This window comes from Rhizobium alarense, from assembly GCF_021555155.1.
Taxonomy (GTDB): Bacteria; Pseudomonadota; Alphaproteobacteria; order Rhizobiales; family Rhizobiaceae; genus Rhizobium_D; species Rhizobium_D alarense.
This window is the reverse complement of sequence record NZ_JAKGBU010000010.1, coordinates 29,056-48,841: the sequence shown is the minus strand read 5'-3', so window position 1 is coordinate 48,841 and position 19,786 is coordinate 29,056. Positions and strand designations below refer to the sequence as shown.

Genomic DNA, 19,786 nt, shown 5'->3' with positions numbered 1-19,786 from the left:
ATGTGCCCGCTATGTAGGGGAATTCTCGCGGGGCGGCAATGCGGGAATGGATGGTGGCCCGCAAAGGCGGACGCCCGGGCGGAGGCGGTGCGGGCCGTCGCGCCCGCCCTATCGCAGCGCCGCGTGGTCGATGCGGAAGAGCTGGAACGGCGTCTCGACCGGTGCTGCGACGCGCGCGAGCCCGGGCCAATCGCCGCCGGCGGACAGGGCGGCATAAAGCGGCGCGGCCGCGGGGTCGGACGCGAGCGGGAAACGGCAGACCGCGACATAGTCGAACGGCGCCAGGGCGGCCTTTCGCACGGCCGGATCACCCGACAGGAACGCCTCGTACATGCGCTTCATGCCCGGCGCGGCACGGTGGAAGGGCACGGCGCCGACCGAGAAGCCGGCCGGCGCGGCGAAAAGAACGGAGAGCGCCATGCCGTTCGGCAGCGCGATGCGTCCCGGCGGCACGGTCGACAGCACGGAAAAGTCGGCAGTCCGGCATTCGTCGAAGGTCATGTAGTCCGCGGCATCGAAGCGCCAGACGAAGCGGGGGACGAGGACCTGCAGCGCGACGATGCCCGAGAGACAGAGCGCGGTCGCCGCCGTCAGCACCGTCCGGCCGCGCCCGTTGCGGCCGGGATCGAAGAACCAGCCCGCCACGGCCGGCAGGAAGAGCGGCGCAAGCGCCGCCGGAAAGCGGACATAGCGGGTGAGGAGCAGCGTGAGCACGAAGGCGACGACGGCGGTCGCATAGAGCAGGAGCCACGGGGCCGCCCGGTTGCGGGCCTTCTCCATGATGGACGGCAGCGTGGCTGCGAGCGTCAGCGCAAGCAGCGCGACGAGGGCGACCACGTCGCTTTGCTGATTGGCAAAGAGATAGAGCACGCTGTGCTCCTGCCAGATCCGGTCGAACCAGTAGAGGCGCGACAGCGGATCGATGACGGCGTAGGGACCGGCGCGGCAGGCGGGAAACAGGGCGGCGGCGAGAGCGAGGAGCGCGACGCCGGGAACCGCGAGCACCAGCGCCCGCCCGGCGGGCCGCAGCGCTGCCGGCGTGACGGCGACGCAAAGGCCGATGATCAGCGAAAACCCCGTCATGAGAAGGATATAGGGCGCGGAAAAGGCGTCGCACCGGGTCGCGAGCGCGCCGGCCGCTCCAAGGAAGGCGCCGGCACACAGCAGCGTGGTCGCCGCCATCGCAACCGAGGCGGCGATCAGAATGCCGCGTGCAGCGCGCAGGCCGAAGACATGGCAGGCGACGAGCCCGCCATAGACCAGCACTACGAAGGGCAGGCACTCGAGGCCGACCACGACCGAAATCGCACTTCCCGCGCCGATCAGCGCGCCACCGGCCGCATCCCAGCGCACTATGCCGGCCGCAATCAGCAGCAGGGCGAGAATCTGCACATTGTGATGGTCGATGCGGCCGGGCGTGAATTCGACGACGGCGATCACCATGACGAAGGTCATCGCAACGAGCGAAAGCCCCTGCGCAAGCCGCGACAGCGGCAGGGCTTCGCCAAGGCGCCGCGCGATGAAGGCGGACAGCACGCTGAAGATCGAAAGCATCAGCACGGGCCAGACCCAGAACGCCCCCTTCAGCGCCATCTCGGGCGCGAGAAAGAGCGACGCCCCCCTGGCGATCAGGACGTAGGGCAGGTCGACGAGCCGTGACCAGGGCGAGACATAGGGTTCCGGCGTCGCGATGAAGGGCAGCGTCAGATCGTACCAGTGCCCCGCGCCGGACAGCAGGTAGCGGATCTGCAATCCGCGCAGCTGGTCGTCGACATCGGCGTGGAAGCCCCGGCCGTCGGCAATGTCGACGAGGACGACGACGAGGGCGGTCGCATAGACGATGAGGGATGATTGCAGGAGCGACAGTCGGGTCCGGACATCCGCCCGGCAGCCTGTCTCGCAAATCCCGTCCGCCATCCTCGCCTCCAGCCCGGCCGCGCAAAACGCGGGGCAGTTCCAGCCGCACGGTAGAAAGACTAGTTTAAGATTGGGTTTCGCGCCGGACGGTACGGCCCGCCGTCAATCCTGCGGCGCAGGGTTCCCGTTGCCGTCCAGGCCCGCGGCATCCTTGCCCGCCGCGTCGGCCGTCAGCCCGTCGCCTGCCCTGGCGCCATGTGTCGCGCCATGTGTCGTGCCATGTGTGCGGCCGCCGCCCGTCAGGCCGGCCGCGCAGCGCGAGCGCGTCGGCTTTGCCGCAGCGAGACGTGCCGCGAGGTCGCCGGCGCCGGCGCCGAGACCGATGGTCAGGCCGACCACGAAGGTCCTGCCTTCCACCGTCCGGCAGGCAAGCCGCACGCGCTCGCCGGCGCCGCGGCCGAAGCTCGCGTCGAAGGCCGCCCGGACCTCCGCGAGCGTCACCGCGCCGCCCGCCCGTGCGGCAAGGACGCCGGGCACGGCCGAAGCGTTGACCGCATCGAGCAGGCCGAGGCCCTGACGGTAGTAGTCGGTCGGCAACGCTGCAACGCAGGTCCCGTTGCGCAGCCACTGATGCCGGTCGAGTCCCGACACGACGCCCGGCATGGCTTGTGACAGCCGCGCCGCCAGCGCCGCATCGAGCGCCAGCGGAGGCAGGTCGGTCCACCGCGCCTTCCGCGCCGTCTCCGCCACGCCCGCGTCGAGGCTGCAATAGGATCGGCGCGGCTGCCAGAGGCCGTACAGCGCGAATGCCGCCGCGGCCCGATCGTCCGCGCCGGGCCTGTCGCATTCCTGCCGACCGGTCCTGCTCGCACAGAAGCCGGGCAGCCAGGTGAGCGAAAGGACCAGGCGCGTGGCCTGCCCGGTCGGCGCGACGTCTTGCCGAACGCCATTCGCCTCCATGCCGCGCGCCGGAAGGAAAGACAGCACCAGGGCAAGTATGGAAAAATATGTCCGCATGACCGCACCCGATCGGAATAAAACAGGAACAAATGAGAACAAATCGAGACTATAAACAACTCTCGATTTCTAGGGGTTTCGCAAAGAAATCGGCGATTTCCGCTGCCGGCCACATTGCTTTTGCGCCACGCTTCGGTTTGACTGCCACGGCCGCAAGGCTGGGAGGATCGATGTTCGACGACATGTTTCGGCTTGCGAGCCCGACGGGGGCTCTGCTTGCGTGCCATCGCGCACCGGCAGAAGGCCCGGCGATCGGCATCCTCCTCCTTTCCCACGGACTTTCGGAGCATTCCCGCCGCTACCGCCGCTTCGCCGAACGCGTGGCGAAAGCGGGCTTTCACGTCTATGCGCACGACCATCGCGGCCACGGCGAGACGACCGCGCCAGATGCGCCGTTCGGCCGCTTCGCGCAGCGCGCCGGCGCGCGGGCGGTGCAGGACGACCTCTTCGCGGTGCGCAATGCGGCGGTCGAGCGTCATCCCGGCCTCCCCGTCGTCGTCTTCGGTCATTCGATGGGCGGGCTGATCGCGCTCAATTTCGCTGAGACCTACCCAGACAGGCTTGATGCCCTCGCGGTGTGGAATTCGAATTTCGATGCGGGCCTTGCCGGCCGTGCCGGCCAGGCCATCCTGCTTGCCGAACGCATGCTGAAGGGCTCGGACGTGCCGAGCGCGCTGCTGCCGCGCCTCACCTTCGGCGCCTGGGGCCGGTCGATCGCCGACCGGCGCAGCGCGTTCGACTGGCTGTCGCACGATCCGGCGGCGGTCGCCGCCTATGTCGCCGATCCGCGCTGCGGCTTCGACGCCAGCGTGTCGCTCTGGATCGACCTCTTCGACCTCATCTATGGCGGCATCGATGCGGCAAACATCGCACGGCTGCCGCGCCGCCTGCCGATCCATCTCGTCGCCGGCGGCGAGGATCCGGCGACCGACAGGGGCCGGGCCATCCGCCGCCTCGCCGAACGGCTCGAAAAGTCAAGCCTTGAGAACGTCACCACCATCGTCTACCCCGAGGCCCGGCATGAGACATTGAACGAGATCGCCCCCACGAGGGACAGGGCGAGGGACGACTTCATCACCTGGTGCCGCAGCGCCGTCCAGCGATAAACCCGCGCGCCATGCGCTCGGGCTCAGGCCGCTGATCCATGTCAGGCCGGCCGGCGTTCAATTCCTGCGCTCATCACCTCATGACGGCTTGCGTCTATCTCGCGCGGGCCGATTTTGGTACCAACGCACGACGCCATGCCGACGGCGAGGGAGAGACCGATGGACAGAAGCAGGCTGCCGCTCGCCGGCATCCGGGTGATCGAACTGGCGCGCGTGCTCGCCGGGCCCTGGGCGGGCCAGATGCTCGCCGACATGGGCGCCGACGTCATCAAGGTGGAGAACCCGGCCGGCGGCGACGACACGCGGGCCTGGGGGCCGCCCTTCGTGGAGGGGGCGAACGGCGAGAACCTGTCGGCCGCCTACTATCACTCGACGAATCGCGGCAAGCGCTCGATCACCGTCGACCTGAAATCGAAGGACGGCCAGGAGACGGTGCACCGCCTGGTCCGCAGCGCCGACGTCGTCATCGAGAATTTCAAGGTCGGGGGCCTGAAGAAATACGGCCTCGACTACGAAAGCCTCGCGCGCGACAACCCGAAGATCGTCTACTGCTCCATCACCGGTTTCGGCCAGACCGGCCCCTATGCGGGCTTCGCCGGCTACGACTACATCGTCCAGGGCATGTCCGGCTTCATGTCGATCACCGGCGAACCGGACGGCCATCCGATGAAGGCCGGCGTCGCGATCGCCGACATCTTCACAGGCATCTACGCGGTGACGGCGATCCAGGCCGCCCTGATCCACGTCATGAAGACCGGCGAGGGCCAGCATATCGACATGGCGCTGCTCGACGTCCAGGCGGGCGTGCTCGGCAACCAGAACATGAATTACCTGGTGTCCGGCGAGGCGCCCAGGCGCCTCGGCAACAATCATCCGAACATCTCGCCCTATGAGGTCTTCGCGACCGGCGACGGCCATCTCATCTTCGCGGTCGGCAACGACGGGCAGTTCCAGCGGCTCTGCGCGCTGCTCGGCATGCCGGAGGCGGCCGCCGATCCGCGCTTCGCGACCAACGCGGCGCGGGTCGCCAACCGTGTCGCGGTGCACACGCTCCTGGCAGGCCGCATGAAGGAATGGGCGAAGAAGGACCTGCTGGCCGCCTGCGAGGCGAATGCGGTGCCCGTCGGCCCCATCAATTCGATCGAGGACATGTTCGACGACCCGCAGGTCAAGGCGCGCGGGCTTCGGGTCGATCTCGCGGATCGCGACGGCACGCTCATCCCCGGCGTGCGCACGCCGATCGTCTTTTCCGGGACGCCGCTCGTCTACGACCGGCCTAGTCCCCGGCTCGGCGAGCACAGCGAGGAGGTGCTCGCAGAACTCGACCGGCTCGATGCGGAAAGGAGGTCGGCATGAGAACCGGCGGACAGCTCATCGTCGACGCCCTCGTCGCCAACGGGGTGAAACGGATCTCCTGCGTTCCCGGCGAAAGCTACCTCGCCGTGCTCGACGCCCTCCACGACACCGACATCGACGTCGTCGTCTGCCGCCAGGAAGGCGGCGCGGCGATGATGGCGGATTGCTGGGGCCGCCTGACGGGCGAACCCGGCATCTGCATGGTGACGCGTGGCCCGGGCGCCACGAATGCCTCGGCCGGCCTGCACATCGCAAGGCAGGATTCGATCCCGATGATCCTCTTCATCGGCCAGGTGCAGCGCGAGGCCCGCGAACGGGAGGCCTTCCAGGAGATCGAATACCGCCGCGCCTTCACGGAGGTCGCCAAATGGGTGGCGGAGATCGACGATCCGGCCCGCATCCCGGAATTCGTCACGCGCGCCTTCGCGGTCGCGACCTCCGGCCGGCCCGGCCCCGTCGTGCTGGCGCTGCCCGAGGATATCCTGACGCAGACGGTCGAGGCGCCCGCGGCGCGCGCCTGCGTCCCCGTCCCGGCCCATCCCGGTGCCGGGCAGATCGCCGGGCTCGGCCGACTGCTGGAAAAGGCCGAACGGCCGGTCGCGATTCTCGGCGGCAGCCGCTGGTCGGAGGCGAGCGTCGCCGGCTTCCGCGCCTTCGCCGAACGCTGGGCGCTGCCGGTCGCCTGTTCCTTCCGCCGCCAGATGCTGTTCGACCACCTGCACCCGAACTATGCGGGTGATTCCGGCATCGGCATCAACCCGGCGCTCGGTCGCGCGATCCGCGAAGCGGACCTCGTGCTTTTGCTTGGCGGCCGCTACTCGGAAATGCCGTCGTCCGGCTACACGCTGATCGACAGCCCCTATCCACGCCAGACGCTGGTGCACGTGCATCCGGATCCATCGGAGCTCGGCCGCGTCTATCGCGCCGAGCTGCCGGTCTGTGCCAGCCCCGACGACTTCGTCGCGGCGCTCGACGGCCTTCGGCCGGCCGGTCCGCCGCGCTGGGCGGAGCGCACCCGCGCGATGCACGAAGCCTACCGTGCCTGGTCGACGCCGCCGACAGGCGGGCCGGGCGACCTGCACATGGGGCCGATCATGGCCTGGATCGAGGAGAACGTGCCGGAGGACGCGATCTTCACCAACGGCGCCGGCAACTATGCGACCTGGCTGCACCGGTTCCACCGCTTCCGCCGTTTCGCGACGCAGGCCGCGCCGACCTCGGGCTCCATGGGCTACGGGCTGCCGGCGGCGGTCGCCGCCAAACATCTCCATCCGGAACGAGAGGTCGTCTGCTTTGCCGGCGACGGCTGTTTCCTCATGCACGGGCAGGAATTCGCCACCGCCGTGCGCTACCACCTGCCGATCATCACGCTCGTCGTCAACAACGGCATGTACGGCACGATCCGCATGCATCAGGAACGGGACTATCCCGGCCGCGTCAGCGCAACCGATCTCACCAATCCCGACTTCGCCGCCCTTGCCGTCGCCTATGGCGGCCATGGCGAGCGGGTGGAGCGCACCGAGGACTTTGCGCCCGCCTTTCAGCGCGCCCGCGCCAGCGGCAGGCCGGCGATCCTCGAACTGAAACTGGACCCGGAGGCAATCACCCCGGCCCGCACGCTGTCGCAGATCCGCAGCGGGACGTGACGCAGATCGCCTGACGCCGAGATCCGGGACCGCCGCTACCGTTTGGCGCGCTCCATGAAGATCTGGCACTTGTCACGCGTCGACATGCCATCCATGCGGTCGCCGTCGATCGTCACGTCGTAGTCATAGGTATTGCTTTTTGCCGTGACCAGCACGTAGCGGTTGCCCTCGGACGCCATAGGGCTGAGCGTCGCGATATCCGTTCCGGAGCCGGAACCGGTGTAGGACCAGTCGCCCTTGCCGATGCTTCCGGTTTGCTCGTTGATCGTCAGAACCACCGCATAGTGGCGGTTGCGGCAGGAAACCGCGCCGCTCCACGTCCCCGCGAGGCTGTCCGCACCCACCGGCACGCTCTCCTTCGACAAGCCTTCGAGCTTGCGCGTCAGGCCATCCAGCTGCTCGCGCAGCCGCCTGATCTCGTCCTGCTCGGAAGACGTGCCCTGGTCTTGCCCGGTCCGTGGCCCTTGCGGGCCGGATTCGGTCGCGCTCGATTGTGCTTCGGCGTCCACGGTCGCCCCCGCCAGCAGCATCGTCACGATCATGGCAATGACGCGCATGGCTCACCTCCGTGAAAGCGAGAGTGCATCACGGTGCAACGTCTGTCGAGTACCTCGACGGGCTGGCGCCAGAGGCGGGCGTGCCGCTTTCGGCGGGCCTAGCCGCGCAGGTGTTGTGTCTGGGCGTAGATGTTCGTCGAGCGGGCGCCGGAACGGCAATAGCCGAGCATCGGCCGCGGCAGCTCGTCCAGCGCATCCACCATGCCGCGCACCGCATCGGCCGTGACGCCCATCGGGCCGACCGGGATATGGGCGATCTCCAGCCCCAGCTCCTTCGCTCGCGCCGCAATCAGGTCGAAATCCGGCTGGTCGGGCGCCTCGTGGTCCGGACGGTGGCAGACGATGGATTTGAACCCCATGCCCTTGATCTCGTCCAGTTCCTCGACGGTGATCTGGCCCGATACGGAATATTCGTCGTCGATCTGGCGGATGTCCATGGCGATGCCCTTTCGGAATAGGTTGCTCACGTGGATGTATGCGGCGTGGCGGGAGGCGTCAATCGCGGCCCGGCGTTATCGCAGCGCGATGGCCAGGCCGTAGCCAACCGACTGGCCCGGTTCGAAAGGGCGCATCTCACCCGTCGCGATCAGCTCCGCCCGGCCCGCCAGCCGATGCGTCACCGGCTCGATGCCCATGACATGGCAACCGGGCGACTGGTTGCGCCACACCTGCAGGTAGGGCAGCGTGTCGACCCGGAAGCGGATGACGAGGCTGCGGCCGCCGAGCGGCGCGATCGGGCCGATGGCGATCTCCGCCCAGCCGTGCCGCGCCGTCTCGAAGGCCGGCACGCAAAAGATCGACATGTCGCCGTCGGCGAAGCGCCAGGGCAGGCTGCCGCCCTCCAGCATCGCCCCCGTCAGCCGCGTCGCATCGTCGAACAGGCGGGTGTTGATGTTGATGTGATACATGGCGACCGGTGGCCAGGGCCGGCCGCCCGTATTGCTCACCGCGTCGTCGAGCGTCACGCGTCCCGACTTGCGGTCGGCCCGCCAGGTGCGCAGCAGCTCCGCCGTCTCGCCGTTGGCAAGCTGTACCGGCACCCGCGCCGAGCAGACGGCCTCGCCCTCGTCCTCCTCGATCAGGATATCCATCGCGGGATGCGAGGAGATCGATCCGTGCAACGGATAGCGCCTCCCCTCCGCGTGTTCGACGGGCTCCGGATGCCGGATATGATCGGGGCCGCAGGTGAAGAGGAAACCCGGCAGCGCCCGGTCGATGCGCGGATCGCCGTCCGAGGGAACGGCGGCTCCCGGCGCCAGGTTGACGCCGTGGAAGATCGCGTCGCGAACATCGAGAACGGAGGCCGGATCGAGCGCGAGATCGAAGGAATGGGCTGCGGTCTCGGCGGTGAGCGCCAGGGTCATCGAATCCTCCATGATGTCTGCGCGGCCTTTTTATCGCTCTGCGGGAAACAACGCCACCATGCTTGCGTTTCACCGCTATCGGCAGGGAATTCGCGGCGTGTGGTCCCGTTATTCAAAGGTTAACCATCGCTTCACTTTTTCCACATTAAGGTCGGAATTGGAGTGTTGTGTCCGCGCAACGAGAGAGAAATGACGGATCGAATCGTGAATACGCTTTACAGATCAGTGGCTTCCGCAGCCGCTATCGCGACGCTGCTGGCGGTCGCGGCGCCGGCGCATGCGCAGGATCTGAGAAGCCGCCTTGCCGGCAGGACCGTGCTCGTCACCGCCCAGGGCGAGCTTCTCGACTACTTGCCCGACGACGCCCGGATCGCGCGCGACACCGCAGGCCGCCGCGTCGTGGTCGACAGCTGGGGCAACACCATCGCCGTCGCCATGCCGGCGGAGCAGTATTTCGCGCGCCTTGAACGCCGCGAATGGCGTCGCGACCGCTACCGCCCGGTCGAGGGGTTTCCCGAAACCAATCCCGACTATTACCCGCCGGCGCCGGAAGACGACTATCGTGATCTCAGCACCGGCTCGGTTCCGGAATTCCGTGATCAGGCCCCGGGGACCGTCGAGCGCGGCGGCCTGCCCGGCATGGGGGCACCTGCCGATGGCCTCGGGGAACCCACATACGAGCCGCTGCCCGGCACCCAGGCGGAAGACGGCGACTTGGCGGCTCTGCCGGACCTCTCCGGACAGGGAACCGGCGAATTCGTGCCCGGCCCGACCTTCGAGCCGGCCATCGCCATCGGCGACAAATCGTCGGCGGAAGTGACCGCGCTGCAGGTGTTCCTCGACCGCGAGGGTTTCTCGCCGGGCGTCATCGACGGCAAGAAGGGCTCGAACGTCACGAAGGCGATCGAGGCGTGGCAGAAGGCGACCGGCGAAACGCTCGATCCGAACGACACCGAGACGGTCCTGGAGCGCCTCCGGCTGAACGGCGGCATGCCGTTCACGACCTACGAGATCACCGCGGCCGACGCCGCGGGGCCCTATGTCGCCTCGATCCCGGAGGACTATGCGCACAAGGCGGCGCTGCCGGCGCTCTCCTACACGTCGACGACGGAAATGCTCGCCGAAAGGTTCCACATGGACGAGGCCTATCTCAAGGAGATGAACCCGGGCGTCGACTTCACCATCCCCGGCACCATCGTCAAGGTGATCAATGTCGGCCCCGCCCGGAAGGGCAGCGTCGCCAGGATCGTCGCCGACAAGGGCCGCAAGCAGATGCTCGCCTATGACGAGGCCGGCGGCCTGATCGCCGCCTATCCGGCAAGCATCGGTTCCGCCGACACGCCCTCGCCCTCCGGCATCGTCTCGGTCGAGCGCATCGCGCTCAACCCGAACTACACCTACAATCCGAAGGTCAATTTCAAGCAGGGCAACAACGACAAGGTCCTGACCCTGCAGCCTGGTCCGAACGGCCCGGTCGGCACGGTCTGGATCGCGCTGTCGAAGCCGACCTACGGCATCCACGGCACGCCGGAACCGTCGAAGATCGGCAAGACCCAGAGCCACGGCTGCATCCGCCTGACGAACTGGGACGCGACGGAACTCGCCAAGATGGTCAAGACCGGCGTCACCGTCGAATTCGTCGACTGATCCCGGATCTGACGGGGGCTCAGGCGAAGCGGCGGGCGAAGGCGACGCAGACGACCACGACGCCCGTCGCCGCGACCATCGTCCAGGCCACCGGCTCGCCCAGGAGGACGGCGGCGAGCGCCAGCCCGAAGAACGGCTGGAGAAGCTGAAGCTGGCCGACGCTGGCGGTGCCCCCGAGCGCCAGGGCGCGATACCAGAAGATGAAACCGACCAGCATGCTGAAGACCGAAACATAGGCGAGGCCGACCCAGGCCGGCGGTGCGATTCCGACCCATGATGCGGGCAGCGTCGCCAGTGCCACCAGCAGCATGGGCGGCAGGGCCAGCACAAGCGCCCAGGAAATGACCTGCCAGCCGCCGAGGCGCCGCGACAGGCGTGCGCCCTCCGCGTAGCCGAGCCCGCAGAGCAGGATGGCCGCGACCATCAGCAGGTCGCCCGCAAGCGACACCGCGCCGTCGTTCGAAAAGGCGAAGCCCGCGACAGTCGCGCCGCCGAGCACCGAAAACAGCCAGAACAGCGGCCTCGGCCGTTCCCCGCCGCGCAGCACGCCGAACACGGCCGTCGCCAGCGGCAGCAGGCCGACGAAGACGATGGAATGCGCCGAGGTGATGTGCTGGAGCGCGAGTGCCGTCAGCAGCGGGAACCCGACGACCACGCCCGCCGCCACGACGGCAAGCGGGATGACATCGCCGCGCTCGGGCCGGCGCTGGCGCAGGATGGCGAGCAGAACCGCCGCCAGCAGCGCGGCGATGACGGCGCGCGCCGCCGTCAGGAACAGCGGCGAGAAGTCGGCGACTGCGACGCGCGTCGCCGGCAACGATCCGCTGAAGATGATGACACCCAGCAGTCCGCTGGCCCAACCGTCGCTCGCACTTTTCATGTCGCCTCGCTTTCGAGACTTCATTCAGACGTTTGCGGTGGCGACGCCATCCACAATTCGCTACAATTTCAGACAACTGTATCGATATACTGAGCAATACAATTGAGGATGGAATGATGGCCAACGTGCGGGAAGGCACGCGAACGGCAGAGGTGATGCGCGCCATCCGCGACCGGATCGCCGCGCGCGTGCTGGCCACCGGCGACCGCCTGCCGTCGATCCGCGGCTTCGCCGCGTCGATGGGCGTCTCCTCCTCGACCGTCGTCGAAGCCTATGACCGGCTGGCGGCGGAGGGCCTGATCCGCGCCCGCCGTGGCTCGGGCTTCTACGTCTCGGCGAGCGCGCCGCCGCCGCTGGCGCTTGCAAAAGCCGAACCCTGCCGGAAACGCGAAGTCGACCCCTTCTGGGTCTCGCGGCAATCGCTCGATGCGGGAAACGGCATGCGAAAGCCCGGCTGCGGCTGGCTGCCGCCGGACTGGATGCCGCAGGCGGCGCTGCGCCGCGCCTTCCGCGCCGTCGCGCGTGCGGATGACGGCGTGCTGACCGACTACGGCTCCACCCGCGGACCGCTGGCGCTTCGCCGCCTGCTGCTGGCGCGCCTTGCCGAGAACTCGATCGCCGCCACCGCCGACCAGATCCTGCTCACCGGATCCGGCACGCAGGCGATCGATCTCGTGTGCCGCTTCCTCCTCCGCCCCGGCGACACCGTGCTCGTCGACGATCCCTGCTATTTCAATTTCCGGGCCCTCCTGCGGGCGCATCAGGTGACGATCGTCGGCGTGCCCTATACGCCGGCCGGTCCGGATGTCGACCGTTTCGAAACCGTGCTCGCCGCCGAGCGGCCGCGCCTCTACATCACCAATTCCGCCCTGCACAACCCGACCGGCGCGACGCTCTCGCTGACGACGGCGCATCGCCTGCTGTCCGCCGCCGCGGCGCACGACCTGACGATCGTCGAGGACGACATCTTCGCGGATTTCGAGCCCGAGCCTTCGCCGCGCCTTGCCGCCCTCGACGGATTGAACCGGGTCATCCGCATCGGCAGCTTCTCCAAGACGCTGTCCGCCGCCGTGCGCTGCGGCTATATCGCTGCCCGCAGCGACTGGATCGACGACCTCGTCGACCTCCAGGTCGCGACAAGTTTCGGCGGTCCGGGCCCGGTCGCGACCGCCGTGATCACCGACGTGCTCTCGAGCGGCGGATACCGGAAATACATGGAAGAGTTGCGGGCCAGACTCGGCCGGGCGCGACGCGAGACGGCCGGCAAGCTCGGTGCGATCGGCATCGAGCCGTGGCTGATGCCGCGCGGCGGATTCTATCTCTGGTGCCGGCTGCCTGACGGGCAGGATGCCGGCGCGCTGGCGCAGGCAGCGCTCGCCGAGGACGTCGTGCTTGCACCCGGCAACGTCTTCAGCGTCTCGGAAACGGCCACCGCATTCATGCGCTTCAACGTGGCCCAGACCGACAATGCGCGCGTCCTGGCAACCCTCGCAAAGCTGGTGAAATCATAACGATCGCAACCGGAACCCGGCCACCATCTCCGCCCCGTCTGCCCGCAGCCGGGCGCCGGCACGTCCGCCGTCAGGCCGCGCGGCGAAGCGTGCGGAATGCGCCGCGAAGCGATCCGGCGCGCGATGCGCGTGCCGGCACGAGACGCAGCACTTCCGCCGCAAAGGCCCGGGCGTTTTCGCGCGCCTTGTCGAGGTTCGACACCTTGCCCTCGTCCATGGTGTAGAGGGTGCCGCCACAGTCGAAGATGTCGCGGAAGGCGACGCGTTCGGCAATCGGCGTGTCGAGGACGGCAACGCCGCGTTCCGCCAGAAGCGCCTTGATCGCCGTCATCGCGCGTGTCGTCACGACGGAGCTCATGCGCGTCAGCACCACCGAATGGCTGATCGCGATGCCGGCCTTCTCCTTGAGCTGCTTCAGGAGTTCGAGGATCTGGGCGCCGCCCTTCGCGTCCATCGCACAGCCCTGAATCGGAATGAAGACATGGTCGGACAAGCCGATGGCGGTGGCGACGAGCGCGTCACGCGCGCCGGCGAGATCGACGATGAAATAGTCGGTCTGGTCGCGATTCTCGCGCAGATGGCTCTGCAGCGATCCCATCGACACTTCGGAGATGACCTGCACGTTCTGAAGTCGGCCCGTGACCTCGTGCCAGCTGGTGATCCAGCGCTGCGGATCGGCATCGAGAATGGTCACCCGATGGCCCTGCGTCGCCAGCTCCGTGGCAAGGATCAGGGCCGCGGTGGTCTTGCCCGCGCCGCCCTTTGCGTTGGCAAATGTGATTACCGGCATGTCTTTCCTCTTTCGGAATGGTTCGAGCGTGGTCATCGCCCTCGTCGTGCATCCGGCTCGCAATGATGCCCGCTTAACGAAACCTTACAGATCATGGTTAACGAAATGGAAAGACGGCTCTCGCGAAGATTAGCGATGTACTTGACGAACAACAGGTTTCAAGGCGAGCCGCAAAGGCCTCGATCAGACCATGCGACAGTGCAGCGGGCCTTGAATCGGGCTATTTCGCAGAAGCGGCTGACAGGTCCGGTTCCCGCCGGGCGCGGTCGTAGCACATCCGCGCAAAGGGTGCGCGGCCGGCAGATTCGGCGCCGTTCAGCACCAGTTCGGCGACATCGCGCGCAAAGCTCTGCATGTTGGCCTGCGCCTTCGCGAGATTGCTCACCCGGCGTCCGTCCATGTCGTAGAGCGTTCCGCCGGTGCCGAACATGTCGCGATAGACACTGCGCTCGATGACCGGCGTGGCGACGACCGGCACGCCGTGCGACGCAAGCAGGGACTTGACGCCCAGCAGGGCACGCGTCGTCACGAACGGATGAACGCGCGACAGGACGACGGCGCGATTGACGCGGATGCGCGCATTCGATCCGACGAAGTCGACGAGTTCGAGCACGTTCAGAGCGCCCCGGCTGTCCATCGCGCATCCCTGGACCGGCACGAGCACCAGATCGGACAGGCCGATCGCCAGCGCCACGAGAACGTCGCGCGCGGCCGACAGGTCGACAATGACATGCCCCGGGAGATGACGAAGGCGACGGAGATGATCGGTGAGGCTCGCGACGGTGCCGCCGTCGCCCACCGACAGGTTTCCGCCGAGACCCGAGGTTTTCGCCCAGGCGGACGCAAGTTTCAGGTCGTCGCAGTCGAGAAGTGTCGTCGGCATCCCGCAACGCGCGAACTCGGTGGCCAGCAGCACCGCCGTCGTGGTCTTGCCCGACCCACCTTTGGAATTCGCAACCGCGATGACGGCCATCGGCCTTCGATGCCTTCCCGACTCTCACGCCCCGAGCACTGCCTCATCGATCTCGCGAAGCGGACCATGACGGCTCGGTGACATCTTGATGACAAAGAGTCCGGCATGCAACTAGCAATCCTTGGGACTTAAAAGACGACGGCGGCCGAGGCCGCCGTCCGGGACGCTTGCTGGATTCCGCAGCTCAGATCGAAGCGGCGAACAGGGTCTTTGCCGCCTCGAGCGTCAGTTCGACCGGGTTGCCCCCGGCCGTCGGGTCGACGATCGCCATCGCCGCCATCTCGTCGATCCGGTCGGTGCCGACGCCGAGCGCTGCGAGCTTGTCCGGCACGGCGAGCCCTGCCCTGAGCGACAGGACATAGTCGTAGAAGCCGTCGAAACCGCCGGAAATGCCGAGATAGGCCGCCGCTGCCGCGATCCTGTCCTCGATCGCCGGGCGGTTGAAGGCGAGCACCGGCGGCATGACGACGGCATTCGTCATGCCGTGATGCGTGTTGTAGATGGCGCCGACCGGATGCGACAGCGAGTGGATCGCGCCGAGCCCCTTCTGGAAGGCGACGGCACCCATGGCGGCGGCCGACATCATGTGCGCACGCGCTTCGATATCGGTGCCGTCCTTGTAGGCACGCGGGAGGTATTCTTTTACGAGACGCATGCCTTCCAGCGCGATGCCCTGGCTCATCGGATGATAGAAGGGCGAGCAATAGGCTTCGAGGCAATGGGCGAAGGCGTCCATACCCGTGCCGGCAGTAATGACCTTGGGCATGCCGACCGTCAGTTCCGGATCGCAGATCGTGACCGCCGGCAGGAACTTGGGATGGAAGATCACCTTCTTCGTGTGCGTCACGGAATTGGTGATGACCGAGGCACGGCCGACTTCCGAGCCGGTGCCGGCCGTCGTCGGCACGGCGACGATCGGGGCGATGCCCTCGACGCTCGCCCGTGTCCACCAGTCGCCGACATCCTCGAAGTCCCAGACCGGACGGGTCTGGCCGGCCATGAAGGCGACCGCCTTGCCGAGGTCGAGGCCAGAGCCGCCGCCGAAGGCGACGACGCCGTCATGGCCGCCGTCCTTGAAGGCCTTCACACCGGCATCCAGGTTCCGGTCGTTCGGGTTCGGATCGACCTCGGCGAAGATCGCCCGGCCGAGGCCGGCGGCGTCGAGGACGTCGAGAGCGTTCTGCGTGATCGCCATCGGCGCGAGGCCGCGGTCGGTCACGAGCAGCGGCTTCTTCATGCCGACGGCCTTGCAATGATCGGCGAGTTCCTTGATGCGCCCTGCCCCGAACTTGATGGCGGTCGGGTAGCTCCAATTGGCGGTGATGGTCATGCGAGTGCTTTCCTGAGGTGGTAGGACTTGGGTCTCGTGAGATTGTGGAAGCCGATGACGGAGAGCGAGCCGCCGCGGCCCGTTTCCTTGACGCCGGTCCAGCAGAGCGCCGGGTCGAGATAGTCGGCGCGGTTCATGAAGACGGTGCCGGTCTCGAGGTCGCGGCCGAGGCGGGCGGCGCGCTCCTCGTCCTTCGTCCAGAGCGAAACGGTAAGGCCGTACTTGCAATCGTTCATCAGGGCGAGCGCCTCTTCGTCGCTCTTCACCTTCATGATGCCGACGGCCGGGCCGAAGGTTTCTTCCGTCATGAACTCCATCGAATGGTCGACATCGACGAGCACCTGCGGCGCGACATAGGCGCCGCCATCATCCGCCGGGAAGAGTTTGGGATCGACCAGCGCCTTTGCGCCCTTCGACACGGCATCCGCGATCTGCGCACGCACGGTCGCCGCGAAGCGCTTGTGCGCCATCGGGCCGAGCGTCGTGTCGGCGTCGAGCGGGTTGCCGAGCTTGTAGTTGGAGACCCAGGCGACCGACTTCTCGACGAAGGCGTCGTAGAGCGATTCATGCACATAGATGCGCTCGATGCCGCAGCAGCACTGGCCGGAATTGTAGGTGGCGCCGTCCATCAGGGTATCGACGGCCGCATCGAGGTCGGCATCCTCCATCACGTAACCCGGGTCCTTGCCGCCGAGCTCGAGCCCGAGCGGCGTGAAAGTGCCGGCGGCTGCCCGCTCGATCGAGCGCCCGCCCTCGACGGAACCGGTGAAATTGACGAAGTCGAAGCCCTTCGCGGCGATCAGCGCCGAGGTCGTGTCGTGGTCGAGGAAGATGTTCTGGAACACGTCATCCGGCACGCCGGCTTCCACGAAGGCGCGGACCATGCGTTCGCCGACGAGGATCGTCTGGCTGGCATGCTTGATGATGACCGTGTTGCCGGCCATCAGGGCCGGCGCGATCGTGTTGATCGCCGTCATGTAGGGATAGTTCCACGGCGCGATGACGAAGACGACGCCATGCGGCTCGCGCTCGATGCGGCGCTCGAAGCGGTCGCTTTCCTCGATGATCATCGGCGCCAGTGAAGAACCGGCGATCTCGGCCACGTAGTTGGAGCGCTCGTTGAAGCCCTTGAACTCGCCGCCATAGCGGATCGGGCGGCCCATCTGCCAGGCAAGCTCCGGCACAACCTCGTCGACCATTTCGTTCAGCCGCGCGACACCCTTCAGGACAAGTTGCACGCGCTCATCGAGCGGTCGCTTCGCCCAGGATTTCTGCGCCTTCCTGGCGCGCGCCACGACCGCTTTCGCAGCCTCCAGCGGCATCGCCGGCCGCTCGGCATAGACCGAGCCGTCGACGGGGGAAATGCATTGGATCATTTTCGTCATTCGTCTTTCTCCTTCGGCCCCGGAAGGCATTCTTTGCCTAGCAGGCCAGTACCTTCACATGTCCCGCCGCGCCATAGGCCAGAATGGCGCGGTCGCGGGTGATGATCGTCAAGTCGTGTTCGCGCGCCGTCGCGATGAGAATACGGTCGGCGGGGCCGGCATGCAGCGGTTCCGGCAAGAAGGATGCGGAGACGAGGATGTCGGCGGTGACATCGAGCACCGAAAGCTCCTGCTCGCTTGCGAAATTCCAGAACCACGGCAGGGGCGGCTGCGTCAGACTCAAGCGCCTTTTTGCCACCAGCATCCCGATTTCCCAGGCCGAAAACGCACTCATGTACAGGCTGCCCGGACCTCCGCTTCTCTCCCGCAGCACCCGCTCCGCACCCGGCGCCAAGGGCTCTGTTCGCGCGAGATACAGGATCAGGCAGGTATCAAAGAGATACCGGGTAGTCGTCATCGTAGACCCGTGCCCATTCGGGATCGACCGGCGCGGTCAGATCCACACCCGGCGCGATCGTTATCGTTCCCTTCATGCGCCCGCGAATGCGATCGTAGAAATTGTCGCCTGCCGCAGGCTCGGCCTCGGTTCCAGCGACCGGCAGCCCCTTCCCGTCCATCGTCAGCGGCTCCTGCCCTCTTTCCGCAAATCCCGTTGCCTCTCCCCGCCGCCGTGCCGCAACTTCCGTCAACGGAACACCGAGATAGGCGGATATCCCGTCCTGCTCGTCCGCCGTCATCTTCCGCTCGCCGCGCAGCATGCGGGAGACCGAACTCGGATCGAGCCCGAGCGCCCGCGCCATGGCGCGCAGCGATCGGCCTTCCTTGTCGAGCTGTTGATAAAACCACGCACTGTCGATCATGAGACACCTCCTGAACGTTGTGATTTTATCATCGCGTTGCGATCAAATCAACAATGACACTAAGCACGCTCGAAGCCGCGCGCCACTTCCCAGTCCGTGATGCGCCGGTCGTATTCTTCCTGCTCCCAGTGCGCGGCGCGGGTGTAATGGTCGATCACGTCGTCGCCGAAGGCCTCGCGCAGCATCTTCGAGCCGTTCATGGTCGATGCCGCCGCCCGCAGCGTCTTCGGAATCTCGCGGATGTCCTTGCCGCCATAGGCGTCGCCGACGAAAGGCGGCTCGAGTTCCAGCTTCTGCTCGATGCCGGCGATACCGGCGGCGAGCAGCGCCGCCATGGCAAGGTAGGGATTGAGGTCGGATCCGCCGACGCGGCATTCGATGCGGATGCCCTTGGTGCCTTCGCCGCAGAGCCGGTAGCCCGCCGTGCGGTTGTCCTTGCTCCAGACCGCCTTGGTCGGCGCGAAGGTGCCGGCGACGAAGCGCTTGTAGGAATTGATGTAGGGTGCCAGGAAATAGGTGATCTCGCCGGCATGGGCGAGCAGGCCAGCCACATAGTTGCGCATCAGGTCGGACATGCCGTATTTGGCATCCTTGTCGAAGAACATCGGCTTGCCGTCGAGGCTCCACAGCGACTGGTGGATGTGCGACGAGGAACCGGCGGCATTGTAGTTCCACTTGGCAAGGAAGGTGATTGCCTTGCCGCGCGACCAGGCGATCTCCTTGCAGCCGTTCTTGATGATCGTGTGCCGGTCGGCCATCGTCAACGCCTCGGCATAGCGCACGTTGATTTCCTCCTGGCCCGGCGAGGCCTCGCCCTTGGAGTTCTCGACGGGAATTCCGGCGCCCTGCAGGCCGTTGCGGATCGCCCGCATCACGTCTTCTTCCTTGGTCGTCTGGAAGATGTGGTAGTCCTCGTTGTAGCCGCTGACGAGGCGGAGATCCCGGTAGCCGCTCTCGCGCGCGTCGTCATAGGTCTGGTCGAAGAGGAAGAATTCGAGCTCGCTCGCCATGAAGGCCTTGAGACCCAGGGCCTCCAGCCGCTTCACCTGCTTCTTGAGAATGGCGCGCGGCGAATGCGGCACCTCCTCATGCGTATGATGGTCGAGCACGTCGCAGAGCACCAGCGCCGTGCCCTCGAGCCACGGCACCCGCCGCAGCGTCGCAAGGTCCGGCTTCATCGCATAGTCGCCATAACCCGCCTCCCAGCTCGAGGAGCGGTAGCCCGACACGGTTTCCATCTCGAGGTCGGTCGCCAGCAGGTAGTTGCAGCTGTGCGTCTCTTCCCAGGCGCTTTCCACGAAAAACTGCGCCTGGAAGCGCTTGCCCATCAGCCTGCCCTGCATGTCGACCAGACAGGCGAGCACGGTATCGATGCGCCCCTCGGCAACATCCTTCTTCAGGTCTTCGAATGTGTAGGTCGTGCTCATGCGGCTTTATCCCGGCAGGTTCGCTCGTTGCGACGTCTTCGGTCGGAGGTTTGCATTGCCGGATCCGGGGCCGCGCCCCG

General features: G+C 67.0%; 18 protein-coding genes. 5 read left to right on the top strand and 13 right to left on the bottom strand.

All coding sequences use genetic code 11. The features are described 5' to 3' along the window. Positions 1-108: 108 nt before the first annotated feature. Together LXM94_RS05150 and LXM94_RS05145 are read right to left on the bottom strand one after the other, a co-directional pair. Positions 109-1,917, bottom strand: a complete 1,809-nt coding sequence (locus LXM94_RS05150; RefSeq protein ID WP_235770086.1) for a hypothetical protein — start codon at positions 1,915-1,917, stop codon at positions 109-111. Positions 1,918-2,019: 102 nt separating this feature from the next. Then, a complete protein-coding gene (locus LXM94_RS05145) occupies positions 2,020-2,874 on the bottom strand; it encodes a ribonuclease T2 family protein (protein ID WP_235770085.1) in 855 nt (284 codons plus the stop codon). Between the two features lie 170 nt (positions 2,875-3,044). Here LXM94_RS05145 and LXM94_RS05140 point away from each other — a divergent pair, with 170 nt between their 5' ends. The 3 genes from LXM94_RS05140 to LXM94_RS05130 all read left to right on the top strand — a co-directional run bounded on the left by LXM94_RS05140 (position 3,045) and on the right by LXM94_RS05130 (position 6,982). Continuing rightward, the gene (locus tag LXM94_RS05140) at positions 3,045-3,980 is read left to right on the top strand and encodes an alpha/beta fold hydrolase (RefSeq protein ID WP_235770084.1); all 936 of its coding nucleotides are present in this window, start codon (positions 3,045-3,047) and stop codon (positions 3,978-3,980) included. A 159-nt stretch (positions 3,981-4,139) separates the two neighbouring features. Then, positions 4,140-5,336: a CaiB/BaiF CoA transferase family protein gene (locus LXM94_RS05135; protein ID WP_235770083.1), complete on the top strand. Its 1,197-nt coding sequence runs from the start codon at positions 4,140-4,142 to the stop codon at positions 5,334-5,336. After that, entirely contained in the window at positions 5,333-6,982 is a 1,650-nt protein-coding gene (locus tag LXM94_RS05130; RefSeq protein ID WP_235770082.1) for a thiamine pyrophosphate-binding protein, read from the top strand. Before LXM94_RS05135 ends, LXM94_RS05130 begins: the two co-directional genes overlap by 4 nt. A 35-nt stretch (positions 6,983-7,017) precedes the next feature. On the opposite strand, the gene LXM94_RS05125 is transcribed toward LXM94_RS05130, so the two are convergent. The 3 genes from LXM94_RS05125 to LXM94_RS05115 form a co-directional block, all read right to left on the bottom strand. Beyond that, positions 7,018-7,539, bottom strand: a complete 522-nt coding sequence (locus tag LXM94_RS05125; RefSeq protein WP_235770081.1) for a hypothetical protein — start codon at positions 7,537-7,539, stop codon at positions 7,018-7,020. Positions 7,540-7,637: 98 nt separating this feature from the next. Next, complete coding sequence (locus LXM94_RS05120) at positions 7,638-7,976, bottom strand: TIGR01244 family sulfur transferase (protein WP_235770112.1); 339 nt, start codon at positions 7,974-7,976, stop codon at positions 7,638-7,640. A gap of 75 nt (positions 7,977-8,051) precedes the next feature. Then, positions 8,052-8,903 carry a DUF4432 family protein gene (locus LXM94_RS05115; protein ID WP_235770080.1) on the bottom strand — a complete coding sequence of 284 codons (852 nt, stop codon included), beginning with the start codon at positions 8,901-8,903 and terminating at the stop codon, positions 8,052-8,054. A gap of 189 nt (positions 8,904-9,092) precedes the next feature. Here LXM94_RS05115 and LXM94_RS05110 point away from each other — a divergent pair, with 189 nt between their 5' ends. Further along, on the top strand, positions 9,093-10,550 hold the full coding sequence (locus LXM94_RS05110; protein ID WP_235770079.1) for a L,D-transpeptidase family protein: 1,458 nt from the start codon (positions 9,093-9,095) through the stop codon (positions 10,548-10,550). A 19-nt stretch (positions 10,551-10,569) separates the two neighbouring features. Here the strand turns inward: LXM94_RS05110 and LXM94_RS05105 are convergent, their stop codons facing one another. Then, positions 10,570-11,430, bottom strand: coding sequence for a DMT family transporter (locus tag LXM94_RS05105; RefSeq protein WP_235770078.1), 861 nt, complete (start codon positions 11,428-11,430; stop codon positions 10,570-10,572). A 116-nt stretch (positions 11,431-11,546) separates the two neighbouring features. On the opposite strand from LXM94_RS05105, the gene LXM94_RS05100 reads away from it, so the two are divergent. Continuing rightward, positions 11,547-12,941, top strand: a complete 1,395-nt coding sequence (locus tag LXM94_RS05100) for an aminotransferase-like domain-containing protein (protein WP_235770077.1) — start codon at positions 11,547-11,549, stop codon at positions 12,939-12,941. 70 nt (positions 12,942-13,011) lie between these two features. Here the strand turns inward: LXM94_RS05100 and LXM94_RS05095 are convergent, their stop codons facing one another. The 7 genes from LXM94_RS05095 to LXM94_RS05065 all read right to left on the bottom strand — a co-directional run bounded on the left by LXM94_RS05095 (position 13,012) and on the right by LXM94_RS05065 (position 19,706). Next, positions 13,012-13,731, bottom strand: a complete 720-nt coding sequence (locus tag LXM94_RS05095) for a ParA family protein (protein ID WP_235770076.1) — start codon at positions 13,729-13,731, stop codon at positions 13,012-13,014. Between the two features lie 220 nt (positions 13,732-13,951). Continuing rightward, entirely contained in the window at positions 13,952-14,704 is a 753-nt protein-coding gene (locus tag LXM94_RS05090; protein ID WP_235770075.1) for a ParA family protein, read from the bottom strand. Between the two features lie 184 nt (positions 14,705-14,888). Next, entirely contained in the window at positions 14,889-16,034 is a 1,146-nt protein-coding gene (locus tag LXM94_RS05085; RefSeq protein WP_235770074.1) for an iron-containing alcohol dehydrogenase, read from the bottom strand. Next, positions 16,031-17,410: an aldehyde dehydrogenase family protein gene (locus tag LXM94_RS05080; RefSeq protein ID WP_408015588.1), complete on the bottom strand. Its 1,380-nt coding sequence runs from the start codon at positions 17,408-17,410 to the stop codon at positions 16,031-16,033. Before LXM94_RS05080 ends, LXM94_RS05085 begins: the two co-directional genes overlap by 4 nt. Before the next feature lie 46 nt (positions 17,411-17,456). Further along, a complete protein-coding gene (locus LXM94_RS05075; RefSeq protein ID WP_235770072.1) occupies positions 17,457-17,876 on the bottom strand; it encodes a type II toxin-antitoxin system VapC family toxin in 420 nt (139 codons plus the stop codon). Continuing rightward, complete coding sequence (locus LXM94_RS05070) at positions 17,851-18,279, bottom strand: helix-turn-helix domain-containing protein (RefSeq protein ID WP_235770071.1); 429 nt, start codon at positions 18,277-18,279, stop codon at positions 17,851-17,853. Before LXM94_RS05070 ends, LXM94_RS05075 begins: the two co-directional genes overlap by 26 nt. A gap of 59 nt (positions 18,280-18,338) precedes the next feature. Then, positions 18,339-19,706 carry a glutamine synthetase family protein gene (locus LXM94_RS05065; protein ID WP_235770070.1) on the bottom strand — a complete coding sequence of 456 codons (1,368 nt, stop codon included), beginning with the start codon at positions 19,704-19,706 and terminating at the stop codon, positions 18,339-18,341. Positions 19,707-19,786 lie beyond the last annotated feature (80 nt).